This window comes from Acetobacter sp. KSO5 (genome assembly GCF_044094635.1).
Taxonomy (GTDB): Bacteria; Pseudomonadota; Alphaproteobacteria; order Acetobacterales; family Acetobacteraceae; genus Acetobacter; species Acetobacter cerevisiae.
In genome coordinates, this window is the sequence record NZ_CP172014.1 from 717,118 (window position 1) to 742,083 (window position 24,966).

30 protein-coding genes are annotated in these 24,966 nt (G+C 60.9%); 26 read left to right on the plus strand and 4 right to left on the minus strand.

What is annotated here, in order from left to right:
• Positions 1-36 precede the first annotated feature (36 nt).
• A complete protein-coding gene (locus tag ACHQGU_RS03345) occupies positions 37-645 on the minus strand; it encodes a peroxiredoxin (protein ID WP_395495874.1) in 609 nt (202 codons plus the stop codon).
• Positions 646-755: 110 nt separating this feature from the next.
• On the opposite strand from ACHQGU_RS03345, the gene ACHQGU_RS03350 reads away from it, so the two are divergent.
• A complete protein-coding gene (locus tag ACHQGU_RS03350) occupies positions 756-1,022 on the plus strand; it encodes a hypothetical protein (RefSeq protein ID WP_062144378.1) in 267 nt (88 codons plus the stop codon).
• Between the two features lie 65 nt (positions 1,023-1,087).
• Here ACHQGU_RS03350 and sodC read toward each other — a convergent pair whose 3' ends face one another.
• Entirely contained in the window at positions 1,088-1,627 is a 540-nt protein-coding gene (gene sodC, locus ACHQGU_RS03355; protein ID WP_062144375.1) for a superoxide dismutase[Cu-Zn], read from the minus strand.
• Between the two features lie 134 nt (positions 1,628-1,761).
• Here sodC and ACHQGU_RS03360 point away from each other — a divergent pair, with 134 nt between their 5' ends.
• The 15 genes from ACHQGU_RS03360 to ACHQGU_RS03430 all read left to right on the plus strand — a co-directional run bounded on the left by ACHQGU_RS03360 (position 1,762) and on the right by ACHQGU_RS03430 (position 14,129).
• The gene (locus tag ACHQGU_RS03360; RefSeq protein WP_395495875.1) at positions 1,762-3,372 is read left to right on the plus strand and encodes a DUF1073 domain-containing protein; all 1,611 of its coding nucleotides are present in this window, start codon (positions 1,762-1,764) and stop codon (positions 3,370-3,372) included.
• An 11-nt stretch (positions 3,373-3,383) separates the two neighbouring features.
• Complete coding sequence (locus tag ACHQGU_RS03365; RefSeq protein ID WP_395495876.1) at positions 3,384-4,601, plus strand: DUF2213 domain-containing protein; 1,218 nt, start codon at positions 3,384-3,386, stop codon at positions 4,599-4,601.
• A 3-nt stretch (positions 4,602-4,604) separates the two neighbouring features.
• The gene (locus ACHQGU_RS03370) at positions 4,605-5,108 is read left to right on the plus strand and encodes a hypothetical protein (protein WP_061506706.1); all 504 of its coding nucleotides are present in this window, start codon (positions 4,605-4,607) and stop codon (positions 5,106-5,108) included.
• Positions 5,105-6,142: a major capsid family protein gene (locus tag ACHQGU_RS03375; protein WP_395495877.1), complete on the plus strand. Its 1,038-nt coding sequence runs from the start codon at positions 5,105-5,107 to the stop codon at positions 6,140-6,142. Before ACHQGU_RS03370 ends, ACHQGU_RS03375 begins: the two co-directional genes overlap by 4 nt.
• 93 nt (positions 6,143-6,235) lie before the next feature.
• Positions 6,236-6,556 (plus strand): hypothetical protein, encoded by a 321-nt coding sequence (locus ACHQGU_RS03380; protein ID WP_395495878.1) that lies wholly within the window; start codon positions 6,236-6,238, stop codon positions 6,554-6,556.
• A gap of 69 nt (positions 6,557-6,625) precedes the next feature.
• Positions 6,626-7,123, plus strand: a complete 498-nt coding sequence (locus tag ACHQGU_RS03385) for a DUF4054 domain-containing protein (RefSeq protein ID WP_395495879.1) — start codon at positions 6,626-6,628, stop codon at positions 7,121-7,123.
• An 88-nt stretch (positions 7,124-7,211) separates the two neighbouring features.
• Positions 7,212-7,733, plus strand: coding sequence for a hypothetical protein (locus tag ACHQGU_RS03390; RefSeq protein ID WP_395495880.1), 522 nt, complete (start codon positions 7,212-7,214; stop codon positions 7,731-7,733).
• Positions 7,730-8,119 (plus strand): hypothetical protein, encoded by a 390-nt coding sequence (locus ACHQGU_RS03395; RefSeq protein ID WP_061506711.1) that lies wholly within the window; start codon positions 7,730-7,732, stop codon positions 8,117-8,119. The genes ACHQGU_RS03390 and ACHQGU_RS03395 overlap by 4 nt, the downstream gene beginning before the upstream one ends.
• Positions 8,068-8,709: an LIC_12616 family protein gene (locus ACHQGU_RS03400; protein WP_395495881.1), complete on the plus strand. Its 642-nt coding sequence runs from the start codon at positions 8,068-8,070 to the stop codon at positions 8,707-8,709. The genes ACHQGU_RS03395 and ACHQGU_RS03400 overlap by 52 nt, the downstream gene beginning before the upstream one ends.
• The gene (locus tag ACHQGU_RS03405) at positions 8,706-9,869 is read left to right on the plus strand and encodes a DUF3383 family protein (protein ID WP_062271817.1); all 1,164 of its coding nucleotides are present in this window, start codon (positions 8,706-8,708) and stop codon (positions 9,867-9,869) included. Before ACHQGU_RS03400 ends, ACHQGU_RS03405 begins: the two co-directional genes overlap by 4 nt.
• 26 nt (positions 9,870-9,895) lie before the next feature.
• Positions 9,896-10,333, plus strand: coding sequence for a phage tail fiber protein (locus ACHQGU_RS03410; protein ID WP_062144596.1), 438 nt, complete (start codon positions 9,896-9,898; stop codon positions 10,331-10,333).
• Between the two features lie 145 nt (positions 10,334-10,478).
• Positions 10,479-10,946 (plus strand): hypothetical protein, encoded by a 468-nt coding sequence (locus ACHQGU_RS03415; protein ID WP_395495882.1) that lies wholly within the window; start codon positions 10,479-10,481, stop codon positions 10,944-10,946.
• Between the two features lie 194 nt (positions 10,947-11,140).
• A complete protein-coding gene (locus tag ACHQGU_RS03420; protein ID WP_395495883.1) occupies positions 11,141-12,727 on the plus strand; it encodes a hypothetical protein in 1,587 nt (528 codons plus the stop codon).
• 44 nt (positions 12,728-12,771) lie between these two features.
• Entirely contained in the window at positions 12,772-13,548 is a 777-nt protein-coding gene (locus tag ACHQGU_RS03425) for a phage baseplate protein (protein WP_395495884.1), read from the plus strand.
• 395 nt (positions 13,549-13,943) lie between these two features.
• Positions 13,944-14,129, plus strand: a complete 186-nt coding sequence (locus tag ACHQGU_RS03430; protein WP_395495885.1) for a hypothetical protein — start codon at positions 13,944-13,946, stop codon at positions 14,127-14,129.
• A gap of 86 nt (positions 14,130-14,215) precedes the next feature.
• Here ACHQGU_RS03430 and ACHQGU_RS03435 read toward each other — a convergent pair whose 3' ends face one another.
• Entirely contained in the window at positions 14,216-14,707 is a 492-nt protein-coding gene (locus ACHQGU_RS03435; protein WP_062144584.1) for a hypothetical protein, read from the minus strand.
• A gap of 431 nt (positions 14,708-15,138) precedes the next feature.
• Here ACHQGU_RS03435 and ACHQGU_RS03440 point away from each other — a divergent pair, with 431 nt between their 5' ends.
• The 4 genes from ACHQGU_RS03440 (at position 15,139) to ACHQGU_RS03455 (ending at position 18,209) form a co-directional block, all read left to right on the plus strand.
• Positions 15,139-15,684 carry a DUF4142 domain-containing protein gene (locus tag ACHQGU_RS03440; RefSeq protein ID WP_062271825.1) on the plus strand — a complete coding sequence of 182 codons (546 nt, stop codon included), beginning with the start codon at positions 15,139-15,141 and terminating at the stop codon, positions 15,682-15,684.
• Positions 15,685-16,144: 460 nt separating this feature from the next.
• Entirely contained in the window at positions 16,145-16,528 is a 384-nt protein-coding gene (locus ACHQGU_RS03445; RefSeq protein ID WP_395495886.1) for a hypothetical protein, read from the plus strand.
• Between the two features lie 59 nt (positions 16,529-16,587).
• On the plus strand, positions 16,588-17,514 hold the full coding sequence (locus ACHQGU_RS03450; protein ID WP_395495887.1) for a baseplate hub protein: 927 nt from the start codon (positions 16,588-16,590) through the stop codon (positions 17,512-17,514).
• Entirely contained in the window at positions 17,511-18,209 is a 699-nt protein-coding gene (locus ACHQGU_RS03455; protein ID WP_395495888.1) for a baseplate assembly protein, read from the plus strand. Before ACHQGU_RS03450 ends, ACHQGU_RS03455 begins: the two co-directional genes overlap by 4 nt.
• Before the next feature lie 168 nt (positions 18,210-18,377).
• Here the strand turns inward: ACHQGU_RS03455 and ACHQGU_RS03460 are convergent, their stop codons facing one another.
• On the minus strand, positions 18,378-20,501 hold the full coding sequence (locus tag ACHQGU_RS03460; protein WP_395495889.1) for a catalase: 2,124 nt from the start codon (positions 20,499-20,501) through the stop codon (positions 18,378-18,380).
• A gap of 327 nt (positions 20,502-20,828) precedes the next feature.
• Here ACHQGU_RS03460 and ACHQGU_RS03465 point away from each other — a divergent pair, with 327 nt between their 5' ends.
• From ACHQGU_RS03465 to ACHQGU_RS03490, 6 genes are read left to right on the plus strand one after another with little or no spacing between them, the layout of a single operon-like run.
• On the plus strand, positions 20,829-21,182 hold the full coding sequence (locus tag ACHQGU_RS03465; protein WP_395495890.1) for a hypothetical protein: 354 nt from the start codon (positions 20,829-20,831) through the stop codon (positions 21,180-21,182).
• Positions 21,154-22,398 (plus strand): baseplate J/gp47 family protein, encoded by a 1,245-nt coding sequence (locus tag ACHQGU_RS03470; protein ID WP_395495891.1) that lies wholly within the window; start codon positions 21,154-21,156, stop codon positions 22,396-22,398. The genes ACHQGU_RS03465 and ACHQGU_RS03470 overlap by 29 nt, the downstream gene beginning before the upstream one ends.
• Positions 22,398-22,973 (plus strand): DUF2612 domain-containing protein, encoded by a 576-nt coding sequence (locus ACHQGU_RS03475; RefSeq protein ID WP_062142877.1) that lies wholly within the window; start codon positions 22,398-22,400, stop codon positions 22,971-22,973. Before ACHQGU_RS03470 ends, ACHQGU_RS03475 begins: the two co-directional genes overlap by 1 nt.
• Positions 22,970-24,013 carry a phage tail protein gene (locus ACHQGU_RS03480; protein ID WP_395495892.1) on the plus strand — a complete coding sequence of 348 codons (1,044 nt, stop codon included), beginning with the start codon at positions 22,970-22,972 and terminating at the stop codon, positions 24,011-24,013. The genes ACHQGU_RS03475 and ACHQGU_RS03480 overlap by 4 nt, the downstream gene beginning before the upstream one ends.
• Positions 24,013-24,441 (plus strand): hypothetical protein, encoded by a 429-nt coding sequence (locus ACHQGU_RS03485; RefSeq protein ID WP_395495893.1) that lies wholly within the window; start codon positions 24,013-24,015, stop codon positions 24,439-24,441. Before ACHQGU_RS03480 ends, ACHQGU_RS03485 begins: the two co-directional genes overlap by 1 nt.
• Positions 24,438-24,965 (plus strand): hypothetical protein, encoded by a 528-nt coding sequence (locus ACHQGU_RS03490; RefSeq protein WP_395495894.1) that lies wholly within the window; start codon positions 24,438-24,440, stop codon positions 24,963-24,965. Before ACHQGU_RS03485 ends, ACHQGU_RS03490 begins: the two co-directional genes overlap by 4 nt.
• Position 24,966 lies beyond the last annotated feature (1 nt).

Consider the following 24,966-nt stretch of genomic DNA (forward strand, 5'->3'; position numbering starts at 1 on the left):
ACTCCTCCACCCCGGTGCAGGACAAGGGCCAGCCCTTTACTGGCCTTCACGCGCAGGCTGCGCCACCCGCCAGACCTGCACGGCCTCCAGCGTTTTCTGCACATGCGTCTCCGGGTCGGTAGACGTATAGCTCAGGATGATCTTGCCCTCCGGCGTAATCACAAAGGATGTGCGGGAGGAGAGCGCAAAAGACCCCTGCGTCTTCTGGCTGTCATACAGCCCCGCCACCTTCGCGCCGGGGTCCGCCAGCACCGGGAACGCACTGCGGCATTCGTCTTTGGAGAACTCAGCCACGCGGTCCACATTGCCTGCCGTCACACCCACCACGGTCGCCCCCAGCTTCTGGAACGTCGGGATGGCTTCCGCAAAGGCATGCGCTTCCAGCGTGCAGCCACTGGTAAAGGCGGCGGGGAAGAAATACAGCACCACCGGCCCCTTCTTCAGCGCGTCCTTGAGCGAGAATTTAAGAGGCTTCCCCCCCAGCGCGCCGTCCAGAGTAAAATCCGGGGCGGTGGTTCCGTTGGCCAGCGCTGCGTGCGCCGCAGGGGTCATGGCCCCCGTGGCCAGCAGGGCAGAACCGGCCAGCATCGGGGCCAGGAGTGCCAGCCGGGTCAGGCGGCGCATCGGTGTCAGAATACGAGTCATCAGGCAACTCCCACTGTCATTGCAGGCAAAAGAAGCAGAATCATCACTTGAGACTCTTCCTTTTTTCTGTCCATGCTGCATAGGTGACGGGTCAGTAAAGGATAAAGACCATGAGCGATGAAAACATGAGCGACGAAAACGACGTGATCGTCGGCTATCTCGTGCAGCGTGAAGACGAGGACGGCGACGTAACGTTCTGGGACCCGCGCAACGAGTGGCAGGAAGACCCCAACGAGGGCAAGTTCTACGAAAGCGAGGACGAAGCCAACGCTGACGCCAAAAAGCTTCAGGAAGGCGACAGCGCAACCATCACGGTTGAACTGGTCTTTGAAGACGATGAAGACCCCGAAGAAGACGCTGAAGACGAAAAAGCCTGATCTCGTCTCAGCAGCAGGGCAGGGGTTACCTCACCGGGTTTCCCCTGCCTTTGCGCATTCTGGCCTTATGACCCCGCTTTAATCACCGCACACGCCACCCGATCGCCCGAGCCACCAATCGGCTGCGAGGTATAATCATCCGGGTGCGCATGGATCACCAGCGACGAACCGCCATGGTCCAGCAGAGCTGGCCGCGTTCCGCCGGATTTCAGAGAAACCAGCGTGGAATACAGCTCCACCGTCGCCTGACCGTCCGGCCCCACATACAGGTTCGGCAAGTCCCCGTTATCATTGGCATTGTCATGCAACAGCCCATGCACCACCGGTGTCATGGTGTGCACGTGTGACCCCGCACTGGTAAATTTCGGGGCTTCACAACTGCCTTTTTCATGAAAATGCATGCCATGCCACCCCGGCGAGAGGTTGCGCACACTCACCCGTAGCAGCACGCCACCGGGCGCATTCGTCACTTTCACGGTGCCGACTTCCGCCCCATCCGCGCCCACCAGCGTACCATCCGCCGTTTCCGCCGCACTGGCCAGCGGAGAGGCCATTACGCCCAGCAACAGTCCTGCTGCCAGCGCTTTCGTCAAACCTGATTTCATACCGGGTGTTCCTTCAATCCTGACAGTCCGTCACTCGTAACCCCAAAACAGGCTCCGGGTTCCCAAACATCCGCCTGTTGTGATGCCGCGTCCATCCCTCCCGTCGCACCCCTCTGTTCCGGAGAGCCCTCCCCGTGCCACGCCCCACCGTCCTCTCCCGCTGGTTCTCCCCGCGCCACACCACGCCAGACCTCTCCACTGCCGCGCCCTCAGAGGCAGCACGGCAATTCCCACACGCCGTAAGCCACTCCCCCCGCCACGCCCTATCCCGCGCCACACGGGACACAGATCGCACTCTCCGCCGGGAACCCCGCCTGAACGTCCCCCGTCCACAGCCCGCCCCACCATCCCCCGGCATTGGCCCGCGAGACATGGCGGAAACCCTGCGCGTGCAAAGTCTCCCCGCGCAGGCGGACGTGTTCCGGCCCTATCAGCCGCCCAAAGGCGTACGCGGCGATGGCCGTACCCATCTGGCTATGGACAGCGCCGCATCCGCCAACCCCGGCCTGCTCGGCTGGCTGCGGCAGGCGGTGGCGGAGGGCGTTGCCTTTCCCGGCTACCCGCGTTTGGCGGAACTCTCCCAGCGGGCCGAATACCGGCACATGGTGGAAGTCATCGCCGCCGAGGCCACGCGGGAATGGATCACTTTCCGCGCCCGCGGCACGGCGGACAAAAAGCAACGTCTTGCCGATATTGAGCGCGAATTTACCCGCCTGAACGTGCGGGACGTCCTGCGCCGCATGGCGGAGTATGACGGCTATTACGGCATGGGCCTGCTCTATGTGGATACCGGCCAGCCCCGCACCGGCGGCGGGCTGGAAACACCCCTGCTGCTCAGGCCGGAAACCTTCCGCAAAGGCTCCCTCCGCGCCCTCGTGCCGATCGAGCCCGTCTGGACCACGCCAGACCAGTATGACACCGCCAACCCCCTCAGCACGGAGTTCTATCAGCCCTCGCGCTGGTGGGTGCAGGGCGGCCTGCTGCACAGCACGCGGCTGTTGCAGTTTGTCTCACGCCCGGTGCCGGACCTTCTCAAACCCGCTTATAATTTCGGCGGTTTGTCGCTCTCGCAAATGGCCCGTCCCGCCGTGGAAAACTGGCTCCGCACCCGCCAGTCCGTGTCGGACCTTCTCAATGCGTTCTCCATCGTCGCGCTTTCAACCGATATGTCGGCCTACGCGCAGGACCCGGAAGGTCTCCTCAGCCGCATCGAGGCCTTCAATCGCTTCCGCTCCAACCGCGGCACCTTTGTTCTGGATAAAGACCGGGAAAAGCTGGAACTCCTGGCCGCCCCGCTCGCCGGGCTGGACCGCCTGCAAGCACAGGCGCAGGAGCAGATGTGCGCCGTGGCGCAGGAACCGCTGGTCAAATTCACCGGCATCACACCCAGTGGCCTGAACGCCTCAGCGGACGGAGAAATCCGGGTTTTCTATGACCGCGTGCACGCTTTTCAGGAAACACTCTACCGCAAAAACCTGACCACCATCCTGCACATGGTCATGCTCAACCTGTGGGGCGAGATCGATCCGGATATCGACTTCACCTTCGTCTCCCTCTGGCAGATGGATGAACTCGCCCGCGCCACCCTGCAAAAAACCCGCGCGGATATTGATGCCCAGAATATCCGCTCCGGCATCATCACCCCCGCAGAAGCCCGCAGTCGCACCGCACACGACACCAGCGGCCAATACGCCACCGTCAGCCTCCCGGCCAAACCGCCATTCCTTCCTTCAAAAAAACCCTGACAGGACAAGGCATGACGCTCCCCCGTCACCTCTCCATGCCCCACGCCCCATCCCTTACAACTGCCCCTTCCACCCGTGGCCGGGACGCCGTCGTTCTGGCGCTGGACCGTTCCGTGCGCCGCACCGATGTCGATGGTCACCTGCACATCGCCCGCTGCATCCTCTCCGCCGCCACGGTCTGCCCTTATTACGGGCATGAAATTCCGGGTGCGAAGGCTCTCGGGCTGGACCCCAACACGCTCTATCAGGTCTATCGGGACCCGCAGGCTCTGGCCGATGCTGCCGCCAGCATGGCGGGCAAGCCCATCCTCATGCAGCACCAGCCCGTCTCGGCGCAGGACCACCCCAAGGAGATCACCGTCGGGGCCGTCGGCAGCGATGTCCGGTTTGAAGCCCCCAATCTCATCGGCAGCCTGACCGTGTGGGACCAGTCCGCCATTGCCGCCATCGAGAGCGGGCAGCAGCGCGCCGTCTCCGCAGGCTACCGCTACCGCGCCCTCCCGCAGGGCGGCGTGCAGGACGGCATCCCCTACAGCCTGACCATGACGGACATCACCTTCAACCACCTCGCCCTTGTCACCCAGCCGCGCGTGAAAACCGCCATCATTGGCGATGCCGCTCCCGCGCCCCACAGGGATCCTACCTTCATGACACACCCCACGCCCCCACAGCCCGAACCGTCTCAGTCCCTCCCGTCGGCCTCTTTCTCCGCCCCGACTGTGGCCCCACAGACTGAAAATCCTTCCGTGCAGACGAACACTTTTTCAATCTCCCATCCGACGCCTTCCGTGGCCTCCCAGCCCGGTACAGTCAACACGCCGCCGGCTAACGCCTCTCCGGCCGCCTCAACCTCGGGTCCGCTGCCACACGCCCCGTCCTCCACAACGGCCCCGGCCACGCAGCTCCCCACCATGGACGCCGCTCTCACACAGGCCGTGCAGCAGGCGGAAGCGGAGGTCATCCGCCGGATGGAAGCCCTTCACGCTGCGCGGGATGCAGTGCGTCCGTTTGTGGGCGACGTCGCAATGGATAGCGCCACCGCAATCTATGGGTTTGCGTTGCGGGAGCAGGGCGTGGACCTCACGGACCTGCCGGAAGCCGCCTACAAACCGCTGTTCCAGCAGGTCGCCCGCCTGAAAACACAAACCAGCCCCCTCGGCATGGATGCAGAACAGACCGTGTCTTTTCGGGACACGTTCGGTCTTGGTCGCATTACGGTGAAAGCATAATCCATGGCATTTCAGACTCAGGTTAACACCCAGCCCGCTCCCGGCCTGCCGGGTGATTTCGCCTCCCTCAATCCCACGGCCACCTTTCCGGCAGGAGAGGGCGCACTGGTCGCCGCAGCCGGAGGGTGCACCATCGGCGCTTTCGGCTGGGTGCAGACAGATGGCCGCAGCGTCGCCAACGCCCCCGCCAGTGGCACCACCACCGCCCCGGACGGCTTTGTGCATCGGGATCTCACCGGCCAGATTGCCAGCCTGTTTGATGAAAGCAGCCTGACAATCCCACAGGGTTTCCCGGTCAACCTGTTCACGGCAGGGGATTTCTGGGCCACCAGCACCACCGCCGCAACCCCCGGTCAGGCCGTGTTTGCGTCCACCACAAACGGCAGCATCGCCACCGCAGCAGCCGGGGCCACCGTGGCCGGTGCCGTGCAGACCCGCTTTTACGCCGCCTCAGCCTGCGCTGCGGGTGAACTTGTCAAAATCTCAAGCTGGAGCCACGCCGTATGAGCGATTTCACAACACAACTGGCTGAACTGAACCGCCTCGGCTTCATCATGCCGGAAGCCCGCGGCATGATCGCCAACAGCCTGCTAGCGTCAGATGCTCTGGCGCAGGACGCCCAGCCCACGCTCTCCACCACCGCCAGCGGCGGCATCCCGGCCTTCATGAGCGCATGGGTGGACCCGGCCCTCATCAAAGTCGCCTTCGCCCCCATGCGTGCCGCCGAACTGCTGGGCGAAGTCCGCAAGGGCGACTGGGTGACCCGCACCGCCATCTTCCCGATGGTCGAGACCACAGGCGAAGTTTCCAGCTATGGCGACTGGAACAGCAACGGCCAGGTCAGCCTGAACCCCACCTACCCGGACCGCCAGTCCTACCACTATCAGGTGTTCGTCTCGTGGGGGGAAATGGAGCTGGCTCTCGCCGGTCAGGCCCGCCTCCAGTGGGCCGCCAGCCTGCGGGAAGCCGCTGCGCTCAAGCTGAACAAGTTCCAGAACCAGTCCTACTTTTTCGGCATCAACGGCCTGCGTCTGTATGGCTACCTGAATGACCCGCGCCTGCCAGCCGCCATCACGCCCGCCGTCAAGGCCGCAGGCGGCACCAGCTGGACCGCCGCCACGCCGGAAGAACGGCAGGACGACGTCATTGCCCTCATCAACCAGCTGCGCAGCCAGACGGCCGGGCTGGTGGATACGGAAACGCCGATGGTTCTCGGCCTGTCCCCCACGCGCATGGGCCTGCTCACCCGCCGCAACAGCTTCGGCCTCTCTGCAGCATCCCTTCTGAAAGACACATACCCCAACCTGCGCTTTGTGCAGGCCGTGGAGTATGGGGACGCCGCAGGCAGCGCCAGCCAGACCATGCAGATCATGGCCGAGCATGTCGGCGCACAGAAAACGGCGGAAACAGCCTTTACGGAAAAACTCCGCACCCACGCCGTGGTGACGGATGCCTCCGCATGGAAGCAGAAACTCTCTCAGGGCACATGGGGCGCCATCATCTACGTCCCCGCAGGTATCGCCACCATGACGGGCCTGTAACCGCCTCCTCCCCGCCACGCCCGGCGGGGATTTCCCGCCCAGTGCAGTTTTCTCCTTCCTCCACCAGCCTGTTTCAAAGGATCACCCCCCGGCATGGCCACACCCTCCACCGTTACCATTGGTTGCAAACTGCCCAACGGCCTCGTGCTCTCGCTGGGGGAAACCCGGCATGAGCTGGCCGGCACCCGCGCCTCGGCTGTTATCGGCGGTTATGGTCTCACCCCCATCCCCGCAGACTTCTGGGCCGCATGGTCCCGCAAATATGCGGAGTTCCCGCTGCTCAAAAGCGGCCTGATTTTCGCACAGAGTACGCTGGATAAAGCCACCGGACAGGCGCGGGAACAGGCCGCCCTGCGCACCGGCGTAGAACCCCTGAACCCGGCCACCCCAGCCCCCGGCATCACCCCGGTCTGATACGCCACCGGCATTTCTGCCCCTCACACACCAACGCGGTTTGCCCGCCTGTTCCTCAAGGAGTTCTGCATGCCCCCCGTGCTGTTTGATGCCCAGGCCTGGCAAACCCGCTACCCTGCGCTGTTCGCCACACTCGGGGCAGAGGGCGCGCAGGCCTGTTTCGATCAGGCGAGCCTGTTCCTCGCGAATGATGACACCTCGCCCGTCAAAAACCCCACACGCCGCGCCGCCCTGCTGGGGCTGATCGCCGCGCATCTGGCGCAACTGGGCTTCGGCAGCGGCTCGGGCTCCAGTTCCAGCGTCTGCGCGGGCGGGGCAGGGGATACCACAGCATCCACCTGCGCGCCGACACAAACCACCAGCCCGGAGCAACCCGCACTGGTAGGCCGCATCACATCAGCCCGTATGGGCAGCGTCGCGGTCGAGGCCGATATGGGGCCAGTCACCGCCGCACAGGCATGGTGGGCGCAAACCCCCTACGGCGCGGCCTACTGGGCGGCCACCGCCTTCCTGCGCACCGCCCGCTACGTGCCCGGCCACCCGCAAACCCCGCTCACATGGCCCTGAGCGCACGCCTAAATCCGCAGCGCACGCTCCTCTCCACCGGCCCCTCTCGTGTCGGCATTCTCCCGCACCAGAATAAGGCATTCCCTTCATGCCTCTTCCTTCCGCACCACTCAGCACGACCACCAGCCTTTCGTCCGCACCATCCTTCGGAAACCCCAACGTCAAAGCCGGATTTTTCAAAACCGCGACGGAAGCAGACGGCACCCCCGTCGCCGCCATAGCCGCCGTGCAGGAGTTTGGCGCGGTGGTGCGGGGCAGGGAGGGGCACAGCATCGTCATCCCACCCCGACCGTTCCTGCGCCAGACTGTCGCCACCCGCCGCACCGCATGGGTGCGCCTGCTGGCGCAAGCGCTCAAAATCAGCCTGCGCACACCCGGCAGGGCAGGGGGCACCCGGCACGCTCTGCAAACACTCGTCCAGCGCCTCAGCACGCCCACACAGGCGCTCACCACGGTCGGGAAAGCCATGCAAACCGACATCACGCAAACCATCCAGCAGACCCACACGCCGCCCAACGCCCCTGCCACTATCCGGCATAAGGGGTTTGATAAGACGCTGGTGGAAACAGGAACTCTGCAAAACAGTGTCACCTTTCAGGTGGAGGCATGAACAGCCTGTTCCGCATCGCCGCCGCACAGATCAGCAGCCTCGCACCGCCCATCCTCGCCACCCTGCGTGCGCAGGAGGGCACGACCACACAGCCCGATGGCACGGTCATCCCGCATTATGTGGATATCCTGCTGCGCATCATGGTGCAGGCCGCCTCCAGCGCGGATCTCACACAGGTCGCGGGGCTTAACCAAAGCACAGACACCCGCGTGGTCTATCTGCCCGCAGAACTCAAAGGTATTGACCGCGCCCACCAGTTTGGCGGTGACCTTCTGGTGTTTGAAGGCTCGGAATGGCTGGTCACCGGCCAGCCCGAAACATGGGGAGGCGGCCAATGGTCGAAACTTCTGGTTACCCGACAGCGTCCGTCAGCCTGCCCCCCGTAACGGCGGCAACCACCACGGCGCTACGGGCTTTTTTACAAACCATCCTGCCGCCAGACCTCCCGGTTCTGCTGGCCAGACAAAACCGCATGGCCGCGCCCAACGGCCCCTTTACCCTCATGGCGCTGCTCATGCACCAGCAAATTGCCACCAGCGCCACCCGCTACACCGCCAACGCCCGCATCATTCTGCAACAGCAGGATATCACGGTGCAGGTCAGCCTGTTTGGAGAAGGTGCGGCAGATAACGCCCAACGCATCAGCACCCTGTTCCAAAACGGATGGGCCGCAGAATTTTTCAAGACTTTTCACGAAAATACCTCACCCGAAACAGCATCAGACGCCGCTTCCGATGCACCTTCCGGCACATTTCCACCCCCACTCTCCACACCGCCGCCCCGCATCGCCCCCCTCTACGCCGGGCCAGCCCGCCAGATCCCCTTCATCAACGGTGAGCGGCAATATGAAGAGTACTGGCAGATCGACCTGCATCTTCAGGCCAGCTTCGCCCTTTCACTCCCGCAACCAATGGCCTCTGCCGCCCGGCTTGCTCTGGCAGATGTCACCAGCCCACAGGGTTCCCCTTCCGCATGACGCTCCCTATCAGTTCCCTCGTTACCGTCACACCGGGCGTTCTCTCTCCGGGTGGCACGGTCAGCCTGCTGAACGGCATGGTTTTTTCCGCAAATACGTCGCTTGCATCGGGTGTTTCCACATTCACCTCGGCGGAGGATGTCGCCACCACCTGTGGTGCATCATCCGTGGAAGCCAGCATCGCCAGCATCTATTTCTCGGCCTACACCAACGCGCAGGACACGCCGGAAAAGCTCTATATTTTCCAGCTCCCCGCCACCCCCACTGCGGCAGATTACGGCACCTATCTTTCCACCGCAGCCGATCAGGCAACAGACTGGGCGCCCTTCCTGTTTGCGTCAGAACCGGAACCCGCTGCCAAGACCCAGATCGCCACATGGCTCGCCGCCCATCCTAACCGCTACTGGGGCGTGGTGCAGGATAGTGACACCACTATCCTGACCGCCAACGCAGCGGCCAGCTTCGGGGCCACGGTCAAGGCCGCGAGCACACCGGGCCTGACCTGCCTGTGTAATGTGGAGAATAATAGCGGCACTCTGGCCGGTGCCCTCTGCCTTGGCTGGGCGGCCAGCCTCAACCCCAACCGGGCGAGTGGCCGCACAACGCTGATGTTCCGCAATAATGCGGCGGTTCTGCCCCTCAACAGCCTCACGGCCTCACAGGCACAGGCCCTGCTGGGGAACGGCTACAGCTTTTACGGGTCTTACAAAAGTACTGACTCTACATTCAGTTTTCTGAATAACGGTGCCGTCTCCGGCCCCTTCGCCTGGGCGGATAGCTACATCAACCAGATCTGGATGAACGCCAGCTTCCAGACTGACCTCATCACCCTGTTCTCCAACGCCGGGCAAATTCCCTATAACGCGGTGGGAGATTCCCTGATCGCCACATCCGTGCAGGGCACGATTGATACCGCTCTGTCCTTCGGCGCAATCCAGCCCAACGTCACCCTGTCCGACGCACAGAAGCAGGCCGTCAATGCGGATGCCGGGCGCAGTATTGATACCGTCCTCTCCACCCGTGGCTGGTATCTGCTGCCGGGTGCGTCCACCGCGTCTGCTGCTGTTCGGGCTGCACGCGGCACGGTGCAGGGACGGTTTTTCTATATGGACGGTCAGTCCGTACAGTCCATCGCCCTAGCCTCTGTCGAAGCCCAGTAAAAAACCCCGCAAGGAGGCCAGACCCCATGTCCGATTATGACATCACAGCCGCAAATTCCGTCTACACCCTCACCGTGCCGGGGCTGTATAATGCCCCCATCACGCTGGAAAATTACGCCGCCGACCGCGCGTTTGAAACCGAAGCGCGTGAACTGGCCGAAACCGCCATGAGCATTGACGGTTACCTGAACGCCGGCTGGATTCCCAACCCCGTCACCCAGACCATCGCACTGGCCGCAAGTAGTGAAAGTGCGTTGATTTTTGAGGCTATTGTCATGGCGCAGGACGCCCGGCGCGGCCTGTATCGCATGGGGGCGGAAATTCAGATCCCCGCCATCGGGCGCAAATACACCATGGTGCGCGGCCTGCTCCGCTCCATTGTCGGTGTGCCGACAGCAGGCCGTGTGCTGGAAGCCCGACATTTTGAAATCACGTGGGAACGGGTTCTCCCCGCCGCCATCTGAGCGCCGGGGCCTAGCCCCTCGCTTCTAATCCAGACCCCCGGCTAAAATTCCAGCCAAAGCACCCGCCAGACATCCGCCTACCTGCTGCCCTGTGTCGCATCCCGTCACACCAGACGCAGGCCGTGCCCGTTTCAGGAAGACCTTCATGAAAACACTCGATTATACGCACAGCAAAGCCGGAGCCGATCACGGCAAACGGTTTGTCTTAACGCGCATGGATGCCTTCTCAGCCGATAAATGGGCGCGCCACATCCTGCAGGCGGCCATTCGTGGCGGGGCGCGGATTGGGGCCGATCTGGCAGAAGCCGGTGTTGCCGGTCTGGCCGGTCTCGGTATCGAAATCTTCGGCTTCATGGAAGAAAACGAGCTGGACCGCGCTCTGGACCGCCTGATGCAGTGCGTCGCCCTGCGGCCAGACCCGGCCCACCCGGATACAACCCGCGCTGTCATCGCCACAGATTTTGAGGAACCGGATACCCTGGGCCTTGTCCGTGCAGAAGCCTTCCGGCTGCATGTGGGTTTTTTACTGGCCGCCGCACACCAGCTCTTCCCCGTGGTGGCGGCCTTGCTGGGAGAAGCCGCGCAGGAGACGCCCAGCCCGTCCGCTGCGTAAACGTCTCGCCTGCGCTGGCGGCGGTCATCACTGCGGGTCTCGCCACCCTGCACGAGTTAAAAACGCTTTATGACAGTGAGGATCTTTATGATCTTCTGGAAATCCTGTCTGTCAGAAACTGCAATGCCACCCTCGCCAGCAGGGGTTTTCAGGAACACATGCTCCCCACACCGGGCGGCTGAGGAACACCACGCATGTCGGAAATGCTGATTGATGAACTGGTCGTCCGGCTGGGGCTGGATACCACCTCCCTGCAAACCGAAGCGAGACAGACCAGCCAGCTTCTGGACAAACTCCGCCAGAGCGCAGAGCAGACAGCCGCCAGCACCCGGCAGGCCAGCACACAGGCCACATCCGCTCTTGCCCGCATGCGCGGCGAGGCCGTCAGCCTGCTCGCCGTCCTCAGCGGCGGACGCGGCCTGAACCGCCTGCTGGCCGATCTCTCCACCCCCGGCAGCCAAACCACCCCCCGCAGTGCCTCAACCGGCATCCCGTCGCCCTCTGCCCACGCCACGCGAGAAATCCGCGTCCTCCGCGCGGACCGAAACTTTACTGCGCAGGGAGCACGTTTTCCGTTTTCAAGGCAGGGCAGTTCTGCGAACAGCTTCCGCTCTGGTCACGCCGCAACACCCAGCAGTAAGCCCACCAGCACATCCACAGGCACACGCGCCGGTACACCGACCGGCACGTCGCACCTCTCCCGTTTTGGCCCCTCGCGCACAGACTTTTTTTCAGGTCTGGCCGCGTTACCCGGCACCCAGTCTGCCCCGTTCTCAGGCTCGCAGACCGCCGCCTTTTTATCCCGCCTGCCGGGTGTCACTCACGCCGTCGCCGGTGGGCACAGCGCCGCGACGGGCGATCGTGCAACACAGTCCGCTTCCCGCTCATCCCACGTCATCCCGCGCACAGCAGGGGCTTTCCCCAACACGGATTTTCCATTCCGCAACCAGACGGGGCAGGGCAGGGTCTCTCACCGCACCCGCCTGAGCGCCTCAGCGGCCATTCAACTCACGCCGCCCGCAACAGTCCACCCTGCGCCAACGCGCCAGCACCGCACCCTGGCAAACCCACTTTTGCGACCGTTCTACCGCTCAGTTACAGAACAGGAGAGCATCGCAAAGACAAAGAGACTGCAAGGTTTTTTTGCACCCGTAGCACACCGCACATCTCCGCTCGGCACCTCCTCTTCCAGTTCCCGCACACAGGCAGAGCACACACTCGCCACAGCCCTAACCCGGCTCATCACCCAGACAGCCCACCGCGTTGGCCAAAGCCCAGTCACCCATTCGTCCGGCCAGCGAGACGGCAGCCGCGCGTTCCCTTCGCCCGCAAACCGGCGCGTCTCCCGCACCAGCCTCAAACCCTCCCTGGCCGGACCTGCTGCCGGATATCCTGCCGCACACAGCCTTACCAACCCCATATCCAGTCTTTCCCCCAACCACACCGTCACTGGGCAGGCCCTTTTCCGTTCCCCACACACGGACGCGCTCACAGCCCAAACGCGCACGCTGTCGCGTGCTCTTGCCACGCTGCACGCCCATGCAGGCAGGGCACTCGCGGTGCAACCCTATCTGCCCGGATCTCCCTTGCTGCATGCGGCAGGCTCCCAGACCACATCGCACTTTGCAAGCGCACCGCGCCCCACAACAACGACCCATATCGGCCCCGTTACCATCACAGTCCCATCTGGAAATCCGCAGGCCATCGCGCAGGCTTTGCAAGGGCTTGGGGGAGAGGACAGTCATACCCTCACCAGCCTCGCCACCATCGGCACGGTCTAAAAACAGCCTTCTAACATCAGAACAGTTTTAAAAGGAACACTCCCATGCCCATGGTGCCCGTCACCCTGCCTTCGGTGTGGGATATCCCTGTTGCGGCAGGCGTGCCCGCTCTGTTGGGCCAGTCTGTCTCAACCGGCGTGCGCGCCGCAGCCTCCGTCAGCCTCGGCACGGTGCTGGATGATCTGATGATCAGTCAGGCCGCAGGTCAGTGGGGTATCTTCACCAGTACTGGCACCTGTGTTCTGTCCGCTGCCCGCGTGATGTCTGTTTCGGCAGAAAGCAGCAGTCCCATTGCGACGGCCCCTCTGGAAGACGGCGCTTTTCTCTCCTACAGCAAAGTGCAGACACCTCGGCAGCATCGCGTGCTGATGGTGTGTGATGGGTCGGAAACCGGCCTTTCGGCCACAGAGGCCACACCTTTTTCCGGTCTGGACCTCACGCATCTTGCAGGCATAGAGGCTCTTTATGTGCGCAAGACTTTTTTCAATACGCTTGCCGCATTGGAAGCGGATCTGTCGCTCTACGCCGTCATCACACCAGAACGCAAATACAGCAATGTTAGCATTACCGGCCACCGCTGGGTGCGAGACGCCCGCCACGGCATCACCATGCCCGTGGTGGAAATCACCCTGCAGGAAGTGCGGCTGACGGGCACGCAGAGCTTCACCCAGACACAGGCCCCGCAGGGTAGCAGAACGGTCTGCACGGGTCTGGTCTCTGCCCAGTCCGTGCAAACATCCGGCTCTTCTCAGGCCGCCGCATTCGGCACCAGTCAGAGCAGCACACTCGACGCCGCCAGCCTGCTGGCCAACGCGCTTTAAGGGAAAGTGCCCCTTCAGCACCCGGCACCAGCAGTGACATCAAAGGATTAAGGTTCTCTCTGGTATTTCGGAGCCATCCTCTTTATCTCTTAAGGCTCCTTATTTCCCTTTTGATTTAACCATCCAGACCAATGAAACCTGTTCCAAAAATAGCGCGTCCATCTCATTCTAAAGAGATCCCCCACACACAACGCTGGCTCGTGCCTGTCTGGATGCACTGCCTGGCAGCCGCTTCTGTCTGTCTTCTGGTGTCAGGGTGCGCGGATGATCATGGCAGAGGGGACATGCACGCCGCTGTTTCAGAGTGTTTTTTTAAATACCCCTTTGCAAAAGGGACAGCCTACAAGCGGTTCAACTGCATTTATCAGGCCCATGCCCATTATGGACCGGAGGCCATGGGGGCGCAGTACAGCCTGCGCCTGCAAGTCGATCTGGCATCCCTGAAAGTCGGGCAGGATGTAGATTCCGGCACTCTAACACCGGAAGAAGGCAAGACGACCCTGCGCTGGGTGACAGAAAAGGCCTATGCACAAGCGTCCCAGCAACAGGCATGGGTTGCGGCACAGCCAAAAAGAAACTGATAACGCCTATAAAGAAAAAGAGGGAATTCCGCCTGAGCAACACTCCCTCTTTCCACATAGAAGCCAGAAATTTTTAAATCTGTGTTTTACTGGGCCCGCGGCACAATGGCAGGAGCCGTGGAATTTTTCTCAGTATTCAGCACAGCATTGCCGGACTGTTTGGAGTAGGTCGCAGAGGTAGACTGCTGCGGCGTCCGCGGCGGATGGAAGGCGGAAACCCCAAGGATACCACCAGCAGAGCGCTGCATCGTGCCTTCCGGCTGGCGCGCACACCCACGGGTAATAATGGAACAAACGCCGTCCGTGCCAATCATTTCATCATCATTGCCGGTATAATGCACGTCAGAAACACGGTCATTATCCAGACGGACTACAGCCGTACAGCCCGTGCCGCCGCCGCCGCCCAGCACGTTGACGAGCGTTGAAATATCACCAACCGGAATAAGGGTAGACCCACCATAGCTCGGGGCCGGCTGCGTTCCGGAATAGATGAAGATCTGCGTCGTATCATTAATCTGTTTGGTGGAAGCCGGCAGACCGGCACAGGCCTGCAGATCGTAGGATGTCATCCCGATCATTGTGACTTGTGCCTTATGAGCAGCGCGTGAATCAAAATACCCGCAACCGCTTAAACTGACAGAGAGTGAGGCGACCGCAAACAAACCCAAAAGACGACACTTCATTTTTTCGACTATCCTCACACCGTGTCCAAAATATTCATAACAAGACGTAGAAAGTTATTACGCTACTGTGTTCTTCCTCTGCAATGCAAGAGGCTGAGCGATGCATAAAATATTTCTTTTCTGACAAATATCTTTCCAGCGCCTTAATATCCTGATTGCATTGTCTGTTCTATATCATTTCGATTATAATGGAAAGTGGCTCTCTTCTAGTCTTGCCTTTTCCTCCCCATCATACGCTATTATCATGGGGTTGTTTAATTGTACTGTCTGAGACCTCACGCAGTCCTGCAAAACGGTCCCTGAGGTCAAAGGAGAATTTGCTGATCATGTTGCTTCCGTCCCGTCATCAGGTGCTTACCTGCTCTTCTCTTGTCGTCTCGCTTTTCGCGCTGAGCGCCTGCATGCACCCAGGTCAGCCGCCTGCACCGCCACTGCCCGCTCTGGCAAAAGCCACGCCCTTTACGGCGGCTGATACAAGCTTTGCCTCCAGGCTCAATGATGAGGACCTGACCCACATTGCGCTGGCAAACCTTGCCAAAACACACGCCGCACGCAGCGATATCGCGTTGCTTGGCACGACAATCGTCAAAGACCTGACTGATAACCATGATAAGCTGACAGCACTGGCCACCACCGGCACTGCAACGCTGGCTGCAAAACCTTCCGCGCAGAGCCAGAAGATTATTGATCAGATGCAGCGTCTGCACGGTGCTGCGTTTGACAGAAGCTACGCACGCTATCTGGCAAGCAACACAAAATCGACCAGCCTGTTTATTGATGCCACCAACGCCACGTCCACAAATGCGGATCTGGTGAAACTCGCCACCGACCTCAAAACCAAGCTCCTCGGTTACGAAGCGCAGGTGAAATAAAGCCTTTTCCAAAAGACCAATTGCTTCCCATCCGGACGAAAGGTCTTTTGATATCCTGAGGCTTCCTGCTGACAAGGCAGGGAGCCTCAGTCGCTTTTGCGGAACGCATAAAATTTCCACTCATTGCCAGCCGCCTCGCGTTCCTTTTCAGACATAAGTGCCTTAGACGGCTGTTTGAAAAACACCAAAACAGAGCAAGCATATTCCAAAAGATAACAGGCTGTTATCTCAATACTAAAAATAGAATAGATCTTTATTTCTCAGAATATTTCAGTGAACATCCGAAAAAATGTGCACCTAAAATCAGCTCCAGCTCCAGCTCCAGCTCCAGCGTGCGTGGCCATAGTCTCACATCACCCTCTAAAATTACCAATCCTCAGCAACATGCAATAAAAGCTGCGCTGTTTTTCCAGATCCATAAATATCCCCTCCAAGCCCGCATAACCGGAGTGGCCTCCCCATGCTCTCAGCCACACTGCAACCTTCTCTATCCACCACCCCTCAGGCAACCTCTCAGTGCAGCACGAACAACACTAGCCTGTCTCTGCTCACGGTGCCTCTCACCGCCGTCCCGGCGCAGACATTAAAGGTCGCGCTGTCCGGCACCCTGATCCAGATCACCCTGCGTCAGCGCAGCACCGGCCTGTATGCAGATTTCGATGCCAACAGCACGCGGTTTCTGTCCGGCGTGCTGTGTCAGGACCGCACATGGCTGGTGCGGGATGCGGCAATCGGCCTGCCTGGGGACTTCCTGTTTGCCGATACACAAGGCCAGCAAGACCCGGACGGCACCGCCCTCGGCTCCCGCTTTCTCCTCCTCTACCGTCCCGGCTGGACGTCCTGACGACGACCACCACACAGTCCTGCGCCCGCCACTTCCTGCATTTCGGAAACTCCCGCACCATGTCGCAAACAACGCTTCAAAACCGCGCCGTGGATGTCACATTCCGGCTGCTTTCACAGGCGTTCGGCCCCAATGGGGAAGATACGGTCACTCTCTCCGGCCTGCGCGTGCATGCCGAGGTCACACAGGCCCGCTTCCCCACGGCAGAAAGTGCAACGGTACGGATCGAAGGCATGACCCCGGATGTCATGAACCGCCTCAGCATGGCCGCGCCGGACCCCACGCGCCAGAGTGCAAGTGAGCTTATCCTCACAACGCAGGACGGGGCAGGGGGGAACACCCTCATCTTTCAGGGCGGTGTCACGCTGGCCTATGTGGATTATACCACTGCTCCCAATGTTGCCTTTGTTGCACAGGCTTTTTCAACAGTTCTGCCGAATGCCATGACGGCCACCCCCACGGGCTACCGGGGTGCTGTCTCCGCCGGGCAGGTGCTTGCCACCATTGCCAGCAAGGCCGGCCTGAGCCTGCACATTCAGGATGTGGCCGCCACGCTGCATGATCCTTATTTCCACGGCAGCCCCGGCCAGCAACTTACCCAGTGTCTGGAAACTGTGCCTCTGTGTGCTGGTCTGGGGCGCGGTCAGCTCTCCGTCTGGCCCGCAACGTCTGCCGCCTCACAGCCGACGCCCCTCGGCATCACACAAGCCCTGTCCCTCTCCGCAGAAACCGGGCTGATCGGCTACCCCGCATGGTCCGCTGGTGGACTGGCTTTGCGGATGCTGTTTAACCCGCTTGTCAGTTTCAACAGCCTGATCGCCCTGCACAGTCGCTACCAGCCTGCGGGGTGGGGGCAGCAAAACGGTCCGGTGCCGGTCGGTCTGTGGCGCGCCATACAGGTGCGCCACACCCTGCAAACAGAAACGCCGCACGGCGCATGGTTTACGGACATCGTGGCGCAGGCCTATCGGGAACCCACCGCATGACCCAGTCCAACACAGCCGCGCAAACCGCCAGCCAGAGCGCACCGCAGGCACCCGCCAGCGGCTATCCCATTTTCAACCGGGCTGATGCTGCTGCGTCAGACTTTAATGCTCTGAACAGCGTCATCACGCGCCTGCTGTCAGGCCGCCGGACCATCGTGCCCGTGCAGGTCAAAGCTGTTTCGGGGGCAGGGATGAATCCGGTCGGCACGGTAGATGTGCAGCCCATGGTGCATCAGCAGGACGCCTCTGGCCGCATCATGCCGCATGGCGTGTTGTATAATGTGCCGTATTTTCGGCTGCAGGGAGGGTGCCGCGCTGTTATTCTGGACCCGATGGAAGGCGACATCGGCCTCGCCCTTATCGCGGACCGCGACATCTTCAACGTCAAAACCGCCCGCGCCAGTGCTGCCCCCGGTTCGTTCAGGCAGCAGAACATGGCGGACGCCCTCTATATCGGCGGCTTCCTCAACGGTACCCCGCAAGAGTATCTCTGGTTCAGTGAAAACGGGATTACACTGAAAACGTCTGGCACTGTCAGCATCGAAGCCCAGAACACGCACATCACCGGCCCCGTCTCCATAGACGGCAGCCTCACCGTCTCGCAGGACGCCACCGCCAATGGCATCTCCCTGACCCAGCACACCCACCCCGGCGTGCAGCCGGGTTCCGGCATCACGGGCACTCCGCAGGGGTAACTGCATGGGACTGTTCGGGGACTTCCCAGACGCAGACATAAAAAACGCGACCACAGGGAGACCCATGGTCGCGTTTCTCATTGTTTTTAATGCGTAGTCTCAGTGTGCAAACCTGACTGCGGTATTTGGCAGGATCCTTAACAGAATCTTGCCAAATCGCCTGTCAGCTCACACGGCGTGCACCGACGCCTCACGCGGCCAGAAGCGCAGGGCGCGGCAGGTTTTGATGAACCCTTCCGCATCCTTACCGGCTTTCAGCGCAATCACGCCATCGTCCACGGCGTCATCTACCACACCAGCGCGTTTCAGCAGCGGCAGGGCTGCCGGAACGTAGCCAATAAACTTGGCGTGGGCATAGGCATCCGTCACAAAATCCCGTGCATCGGAATCCTGCGCAAGCTGCTTCGCACCCTCTTCAGATGGCAGCAGAATGACCGCATCAAACAGCACGGACGGTCCACCCGGCACACGCTGGGCCGCAGGCACATGCTTGCCGTCAGAGGTCGTAATCCCGCCAATCTGCGGGGCGACAATCTCCACCTCAGTGCCTTCTGCCTTGGCCGCTTTCTTCAGGGCTTCCAGCAGCGCACCATCCGCGCCATTGGTCGCCAGCACGCCAATCTTGCGGCCCGCAAAGCTCTTCGGCCCGTTTTTCAGAATGCTCAGAGCGGGTGAGGGCGGCAGATCCACCACGGCCCGTGCAGGCGGTGCGGCTTCCGGCAGTTTTTCCAGCCCCAGACCTTTCGCCACGGCTTTGGCCAGGCCCGTATCAATATTCAGCAGGTGGGAGACGACGCGGCTGCGAATAACCGGGGTTTCCACCTTGCTGAGCTCAAAGGTGATGGCCATCTGGATATGCGTCTGCTCGACTTCAGTCTGGCTTTTGTAAAACTGACGCGCCTGACTGTAATGGTCCGCAAACTTCTCGGAACGCACCCGTTCCTTCAGGCCGCTGACTTCAGAGGGGAACGTCTTATATCCCTTCTCCGGGTTTTCACGCGGGCCACCCGCTTCACCACCCCAGGAATTCGGCTCGTAATTCGCACGGCCTTTGGGGTTATGCATGGCCATGTGGCCATCCTGTTGCAGGGTATGGAAGGGGCATTTCGGCGCATTGATGGGGATATGCGTAAAGTTCGGCCCACCCAGACGTTTCAACTGCGTGTCCAGATAGGAGAAGTTACGGCCCTGCAGCAGCGGGTCATTGGTAAAGTCCACACCCGGCACAACATTCTGGGTGCAGAAGGCGACCTGCTCGGTTTCCGCAAAGAAGTTGTCCACCATGCGGTCCAGCACCAGACGGCCCACCGGCTGCACCGGCAGCAGTTCTTCGGGGATCAGCTTGGTGGCGTCCAGAATGTCAAAGTCGAACTTGTCGGCAAATTCATCGTCAAAAAGCTGAACACCCAGTTCCCATTCCGGGAAATCCCCGGCCTGAATGGCATTCCACAAATCCCGACGATGAAAATCCGGGTCCGCCCCGCTGATTTTCAGCGCCTCGTTCCACACCACGGACTGCAAGCCCATTTTCGGCTTCCAGTGGAATTTGGCATAGGTGGACTGGCCCGCTTTATTCACAAAGCGGAAGGTATGCACACCAAACCCTTCCATAAAGCGGAAGGAGCGGGGGATGCCACGGTCGGACATCACCCACATGATCATGTTCATGCTTTCCGGGGTGAGAGAAATAAAATCCCAGAAGTTGTCATGCGCGGACTGTGCCTGCGGAAAAGCCCGGTCCGGTTCTTCCTTTACCGCATGCACCATGTCCGGAAACTTGATGGCATCCTGAATGAAGAACACGGGGATATTGTTACCCACAATGTCCCAGTTGCCTTCCTTGGTATAAAGCTTGACGGCAAAGCCACGGGCATCACGCGCAAGGTCTGTCGAACCCTTGCTGCCTGCCACGGTAGAGAACCGCACAAACGCCGGAACCCGCTCGCCTTCACGCTGCAACACATCAGCACTGGTAATGTTGGAAAGGGAATGCGTCAGTTCAAAAAAACCATGCGCTCCATAGCCACGGGCATGCACCACGCGCTCGGGGATGCGCTCATGGTCAAAGTGGAAAATCTTTTCACGAAAATGGAAATCTTCCATCAGGCTCGGGCCGCGCGCACCTGCCTTCAACGTGTTCTGGTCATCAGAAACCGGAACACCCTGCTGCGTTGTCAGCGTGGGAACATCGCCGCCTGCGGTCTGGTGGGTTTCTCCGCCGGCCCCACGCTGCACGGTTTCGTCCCCGAGTTTTACTGTGGTGTGGTCTGTATGGGTTGATTTGGCGCTCATGATGATGTGCCTTTGTCTGCTGAAATAAAGAACGATGGCGCGATTAAGAAAGTTTTAAGAGAAATCCTCAGTCTGATCCTGCCTGCATGCCCTGCCGGACATGCAGGATTCAGGCCCGTTCAGACCCTCGCTAAAACCGATCCATCGCGTATCTGTCACGACAACGCATCATAGACAGCAAAGTTGCTTATCCGCTCCGTCCTTCGGGCGGATAAAACCTATTCACTTTTGTGGGAAGCGGAGCCGATTGCGCCCCCGCGTGGTCACTCCTAGCGTCCGTGCAGACTGAGCCTCCCCACACGTCCAAACATGCAAAAGAGCTTCCAGATGCAAACCCTGCTTCTCGACCGATCAACCTGGGATCTGGTGGTCGATGCCAGCGGTAGTATTGCCCAGGCGTCCGCGCCTTACGCCGTTGCCCAGAACGTCGCCTGTGCGGTGCGCGTGTTTCTGGGGGAGTGCTGGTACAACACAGCCCTCGGCCTGCCGTATCTCACCAACATTCTGGGCCGCACCCAGTCCGCAGCCCTGTTCCGTGCGGATGTGGAGCAAACCGCCCTGAGTGTGGAAGGGGTCGCACAGGCCGTGTGCGTGCTCACCGGTCTCAGCCCGGCCCGCCGTCTGTCCGGCATCATCCAGTTAACCCTTACTGATGGGAGCCAGACCGTTGTCAGCCTCTAATACCGCCACAGGCACCACATCCGTCCCGGCCCCGGTTCTGGATGCTACGGGCTTCATCATGCCGGAAGAAGCCGACATGCTGACCGGCATTCTTGCCGATATCAACGCTTCTTTTGGCAATACGCTCAATACGGACCTCTCCACCCCGCAAGGGCAACTGGCGATGTCCCTCACCGCCATTCTGGGGGATGCGTATGACCAGTTCCTCGCCCTCGCCAATGGCGTAGACCCCGCTCGGGCCGAAGGCCGCATGCAGGACGCGATCGGGCGCATTTATTTCATGTCCCGCCTGCCAGCCTCCCCGACAACCGTCACCTGTATCTGCATCGGGGCGGCGGGCACGGTCATCCCGCAAGGCGCGCTGATCAAGGATCAGTCCGGCAATAGCTACACGGCAGATAACGCTCTCACCCTAGACGCCACCGGCACCGCGCAGGGCACCTTTACCTGCACCAGCGCAGGGGAAGTGGTCTGTCCGGCAGGGAGTGTCACCATCAGTCAGTCCGTCGCGGGGTGGAGTGCGGTTAGCAACCCCACCGCCGGGGTGACGGGTCGTGCGGTGGAAAGTCGCACAGCGTTTGAGGCCCGACGCAAAACGTCTGTTGCCGTCAACGCCATCGGCCCGCTGGACGCCATTTCCGCCGCTGTGCAGGCCGTTTCCGGTGTGACAGATGCGTATGTTACGGACAACAGCACGGCCGAGAGCATTACCGTCAATGGCGTGCCGCTCGCGCCGCACAGCCTGTATGTCTGCGTCAATGGCGGTACAGATGCGGATATTGCGCTGGCCATTTTACGTAAAAAGCCACCGGGCTGCGCCTATAACGGCAACACCACCGTCACCGTGGCAGACCCATCCAGTTCCTATGCAACCCCGCCGAGCTATACAGTCAGTTTTCAAAGGCCTACACCCACGCCGGTTTACGTCACGGTGCGTCTGGCCTCGTCTGCCGCCGTGCCGTCTACAGTCACCACAGACATTCAGACCGCCGTGCAATCCGCCTTTCTGGGGGATGACGGCGGCACCCGCGCCCGCATTGGCAGCACTCTTTATGCCAGCCGGTTTTATGCTGCGGTGGCGAGCCTTGGCGCATGGGCGCAAATTACGGAAATTACTGTTGGCACCAGCGCAAATCCCACAGGATTTACCGTGCAGATGCAGGCAGACCAGATCCCGACACTGGATGCCTCCACCATCAGTGTGGAGCTGGTGTAATGCAGGATGTGCAAAAAACCGTCCTCTCCCAATATGCCTGCGCCCCCAGCCTGAACGCCCTCATCAATGGCTGGAATCAGGCGTTTGACCCGGCGGCGCTCATTGATAAATGGTATGACCAGATATGGAACATTGCCACCGCACAGGGCTACGGGCTGGATGTGTGGGGGCGGATTGTGGGTGTGCAGCGCGTCCTCACCATTTCCTCTGAAAATTTCCTCGGCTTTGCAGAAGCGACGGACCTGACTGAGCAAGGCTTCAACACAGCCCCCTGGTATAAAGGCACCGCCACCAGCAGCAATATCAGCCTCTCGGATGAGGGCTTTCGTCAGCTTATTTACGCCAAGGCTATGGCCAACATCACAGATGGATCTGTGCTGAGTCTGAACCTCCTTCTCATGGCGCTGTTTGCCGGGCAGGGGGATGCCTGGGTGGAAGATCATGGTGATATGACCATGACCTACGTTTTCAATTTTATCCCGACAGATGTTCAGGTTTCCATCATTCAAAGCAGCGGCGTCCTGCCGCGCCCGGCCGGTGTGGCCGTCTCTTACGCTATCAGGGGGCATGCATGAAGCAGTCTGATTTCCCCACACGCCTCGCAACACCTATTGCAGACAACGCTGCGGCCAGTGATGTGGCAACCATTCCCACAACGCAGGCCCGCTCGGGGGATGGCACAGCCTCGCTCGCGCTGGGGTTTCCGCCAGAAACCTTCATTGCCCGCTCCGCTGGCGGGGTTCCCCCGCGCGGGCAGGACATGAACGGCCTGCTCAACCTCATTTCCAAAATCCTGCGGGCCTATCAGGCCGGATGCTGGGGCACGTTTGACGCCGGATTTGCACAGGCCATTGGCGGCTACCCGGCAGGCGCTGTTGTGTCCGGCGCAACACCCGGCACGTTCTGGGTTTCCACAGCGGATGATAATGTCAGCATGCCGGGTACAGACGGTGCCCCATGGCAAAACCTGTTTACGGGCTATCTGCCGCTCTCAGGTGGTACGGTTTCCTGGCTGAACATCAACGGCCCGGTGGTGCAGGAGGGGTTTGGCGGCATTACCGCGCAGGCGGCCCCGGCCAACCCGCAGAATGGCCAGTATATCAACTATCCTTGCTTTACGTCCAAAGCCGAAGGGCGGGGCAGTCAGCTGCTTTTCGGTTTACAGGAACAAGTCGGCACGACCTTCCGGGCGCTTATGTCTCTGCAATTTGGGGATGGCTCCTGGCGTTATGTCCACTGGGGCGAGAACGAACGCATAAGTGACAGCCAGTATGGGGACGTCGCCTACACGGCTGACCTTGGGGCGTATGTCTCTGCCGATCTTTATAATAGCGATTTCGGAACATCAGACAGCCGTGTGATCAATCTGGCCTATGGCCACCGCATACAGGCTTTTCAGGCGAGTGTCGGGAACGGCTCCACCGCAGGGTCATGGATTACTTTCCCCGTCGCCTTTTCCGGCACACCTGTTTTTTGCGGTGCCCATTCCTGCGGCAATCAGTCTGACCCCACGGATACCGATTACTTCTGTTACGGCGCAACCGCCACCGGCATGTATGTGCGCCCCCGCAGCACAAACGGGCCAGCCAATATCATCGTGATAGGGCCGAAATAATGACAGATGCCAGAACAGCTTATCCAGACCGTTATTATGCAGCCTATGATACCACGGCCCCGCAGCCCACGCCGGTTACCGGCTGGTATGACACAGGCAGTATGAGCAGTCTTGCCGCGGTGCCACCGGCTGCCAGTCTGATCCCCGTCAGTGCAGCAGACTGGGCCAACACCACCAGCTTCCGCCTGCCCAGCGGGCGCGGGGTGCTGAATGGGAAAATCATTGATTATACCGCCCCTGTTCCGCCGGTGCCTCTGGCCACACAGGCGCAGAATGCCCTTGTGGTGGCCCGCCAGGCCGTGTGGGGGAATTATGGCGCGCTAAATGAGCCGACCCCGGAGGCATGGGTGACCTACCTCAAAGCCCTGCGCGCCATTGCGGAGGGGCAGGACACCACCAGCACAACCCTGCCGGAGGCCCCGGCATGACGGCCCCTCTGCCATCCCCCAACTGGCGGCCAGCCCCGGCGCGCACTCTTCCGCTCACTATCCCGCCCGGTTTGCGCCTGCGCGGGCTGGTGGCGGAAGAAGTCTGTCTCGCATGGGCGCCCAAAGCCAGCGGTGATAATCTGGATTTTACCCTTAATCCTAAAAACTGGCTGCACGGAACAGGGGATTATCTGTCGTCCGTTACCGCCAGTGTGCTGACTGCCACTGGTGCGCCAACGGACCTCACCGTTCTCTGGGCGACCGTTTTGCACGGCATGGCCTGTATTTTTCTGGGGGGAGGGCCGCCGGGTACGGTGCAGCAGGTGCAGGTTTCCGTCACCACACAGCAGGGGCGCAGTCTTGTGCAGCCGGTGGCCGTCGCCATTCTGGCAGACACACCCGCTGCACCGCCTCAGCCGGCCCCGTGTCTGGCAGATGGCACCCCGGTTCCACCTAACGCCATGGCGCTGCCGGGGGGCGCAATTCTCACCGGCCCGTCCGGAACCCCTTATCTTATCGCGTAAC

Bases quoted from the DNA above. Each gene is read 5' to 3' on its own strand.
- ACHQGU_RS03345 (WP_395495874.1), bottom strand. From the start codon at position 645: ATGACTCGTATTCTGACACCGATGCGCCGCCTGACCCGGCTGGCACTC.
- ACHQGU_RS03350 (WP_062144378.1), top strand. From the start codon at position 756: ATGAGCGATGAAAACATGAGCGACGAAAACGACGTGATCGTCGGCTAT.
- sodC (WP_062144375.1), bottom strand. From the start codon at position 1,627: ATGAAATCAGGTTTGACGAAAGCGCTGGCAGCAGGACTGTTGCTGGGC.
- ACHQGU_RS03365 (WP_395495876.1), top strand. From the start codon at position 3,384: ATGACGCTCCCCCGTCACCTCTCCATGCCCCACGCCCCATCCCTTACA.
- ACHQGU_RS03370 (WP_061506706.1), top strand. From the start codon at position 4,605: ATGGCATTTCAGACTCAGGTTAACACCCAGCCCGCTCCCGGCCTGCCG.
- ACHQGU_RS03375 (WP_395495877.1), top strand. From the start codon at position 5,105: ATGAGCGATTTCACAACACAACTGGCTGAACTGAACCGCCTCGGCTTC.
- ACHQGU_RS03380 (WP_395495878.1), top strand. From the start codon at position 6,236: ATGGCCACACCCTCCACCGTTACCATTGGTTGCAAACTGCCCAACGGC.
- ACHQGU_RS03385 (WP_395495879.1), top strand. From the start codon at position 6,626: ATGCCCCCCGTGCTGTTTGATGCCCAGGCCTGGCAAACCCGCTACCCT.
- ACHQGU_RS03390 (WP_395495880.1), top strand. From the start codon at position 7,212: ATGCCTCTTCCTTCCGCACCACTCAGCACGACCACCAGCCTTTCGTCC.
- ACHQGU_RS03395 (WP_061506711.1), top strand. From the start codon at position 7,730: ATGAACAGCCTGTTCCGCATCGCCGCCGCACAGATCAGCAGCCTCGCA.
- ACHQGU_RS03400 (WP_395495881.1), top strand. From the start codon at position 8,068: ATGGTCGAAACTTCTGGTTACCCGACAGCGTCCGTCAGCCTGCCCCCC.
- ACHQGU_RS03405 (WP_062271817.1), top strand. From the start codon at position 8,706: ATGACGCTCCCTATCAGTTCCCTCGTTACCGTCACACCGGGCGTTCTC.
- ACHQGU_RS03410 (WP_062144596.1), top strand. From the start codon at position 9,896: ATGTCCGATTATGACATCACAGCCGCAAATTCCGTCTACACCCTCACC.
- ACHQGU_RS03415 (WP_395495882.1), top strand. From the start codon at position 10,479: ATGAAAACACTCGATTATACGCACAGCAAAGCCGGAGCCGATCACGGC.
- ACHQGU_RS03420 (WP_395495883.1), top strand. From the start codon at position 11,141: ATGTCGGAAATGCTGATTGATGAACTGGTCGTCCGGCTGGGGCTGGAT.
- ACHQGU_RS03425 (WP_395495884.1), top strand. From the start codon at position 12,772: ATGCCCATGGTGCCCGTCACCCTGCCTTCGGTGTGGGATATCCCTGTT.
- ACHQGU_RS03430 (WP_395495885.1), top strand. From the start codon at position 13,944: ATGGGGGCGCAGTACAGCCTGCGCCTGCAAGTCGATCTGGCATCCCTG.
- ACHQGU_RS03435 (WP_062144584.1), bottom strand. From the start codon at position 14,707: ATGATCGGGATGACATCCTACGATCTGCAGGCCTGTGCCGGTCTGCCG.
- ACHQGU_RS03440 (WP_062271825.1), top strand. From the start codon at position 15,139: ATGTTGCTTCCGTCCCGTCATCAGGTGCTTACCTGCTCTTCTCTTGTC.
- ACHQGU_RS03445 (WP_395495886.1), top strand. From the start codon at position 16,145: ATGCTCTCAGCCACACTGCAACCTTCTCTATCCACCACCCCTCAGGCA.
- ACHQGU_RS03450 (WP_395495887.1), top strand. From the start codon at position 16,588: ATGTCGCAAACAACGCTTCAAAACCGCGCCGTGGATGTCACATTCCGG.
- ACHQGU_RS03455 (WP_395495888.1), top strand. From the start codon at position 17,511: ATGACCCAGTCCAACACAGCCGCGCAAACCGCCAGCCAGAGCGCACCG.
- ACHQGU_RS03460 (WP_395495889.1), bottom strand. From the start codon at position 20,501: ATGAGCGCCAAATCAACCCATACAGACCACACCACAGTAAAACTCGGG.
- ACHQGU_RS03465 (WP_395495890.1), top strand. From the start codon at position 20,829: ATGCAAACCCTGCTTCTCGACCGATCAACCTGGGATCTGGTGGTCGAT.
- ACHQGU_RS03470 (WP_395495891.1), top strand. From the start codon at position 21,154: ATGGGAGCCAGACCGTTGTCAGCCTCTAATACCGCCACAGGCACCACA.
- ACHQGU_RS03475 (WP_062142877.1), top strand. From the start codon at position 22,398: ATGCAGGATGTGCAAAAAACCGTCCTCTCCCAATATGCCTGCGCCCCC.
- ACHQGU_RS03480 (WP_395495892.1), top strand. From the start codon at position 22,970: ATGAAGCAGTCTGATTTCCCCACACGCCTCGCAACACCTATTGCAGAC.
- ACHQGU_RS03485 (WP_395495893.1), top strand. From the start codon at position 24,013: ATGACAGATGCCAGAACAGCTTATCCAGACCGTTATTATGCAGCCTAT.
- ACHQGU_RS03490 (WP_395495894.1), top strand. From the start codon at position 24,438: ATGACGGCCCCTCTGCCATCCCCCAACTGGCGGCCAGCCCCGGCGCGC.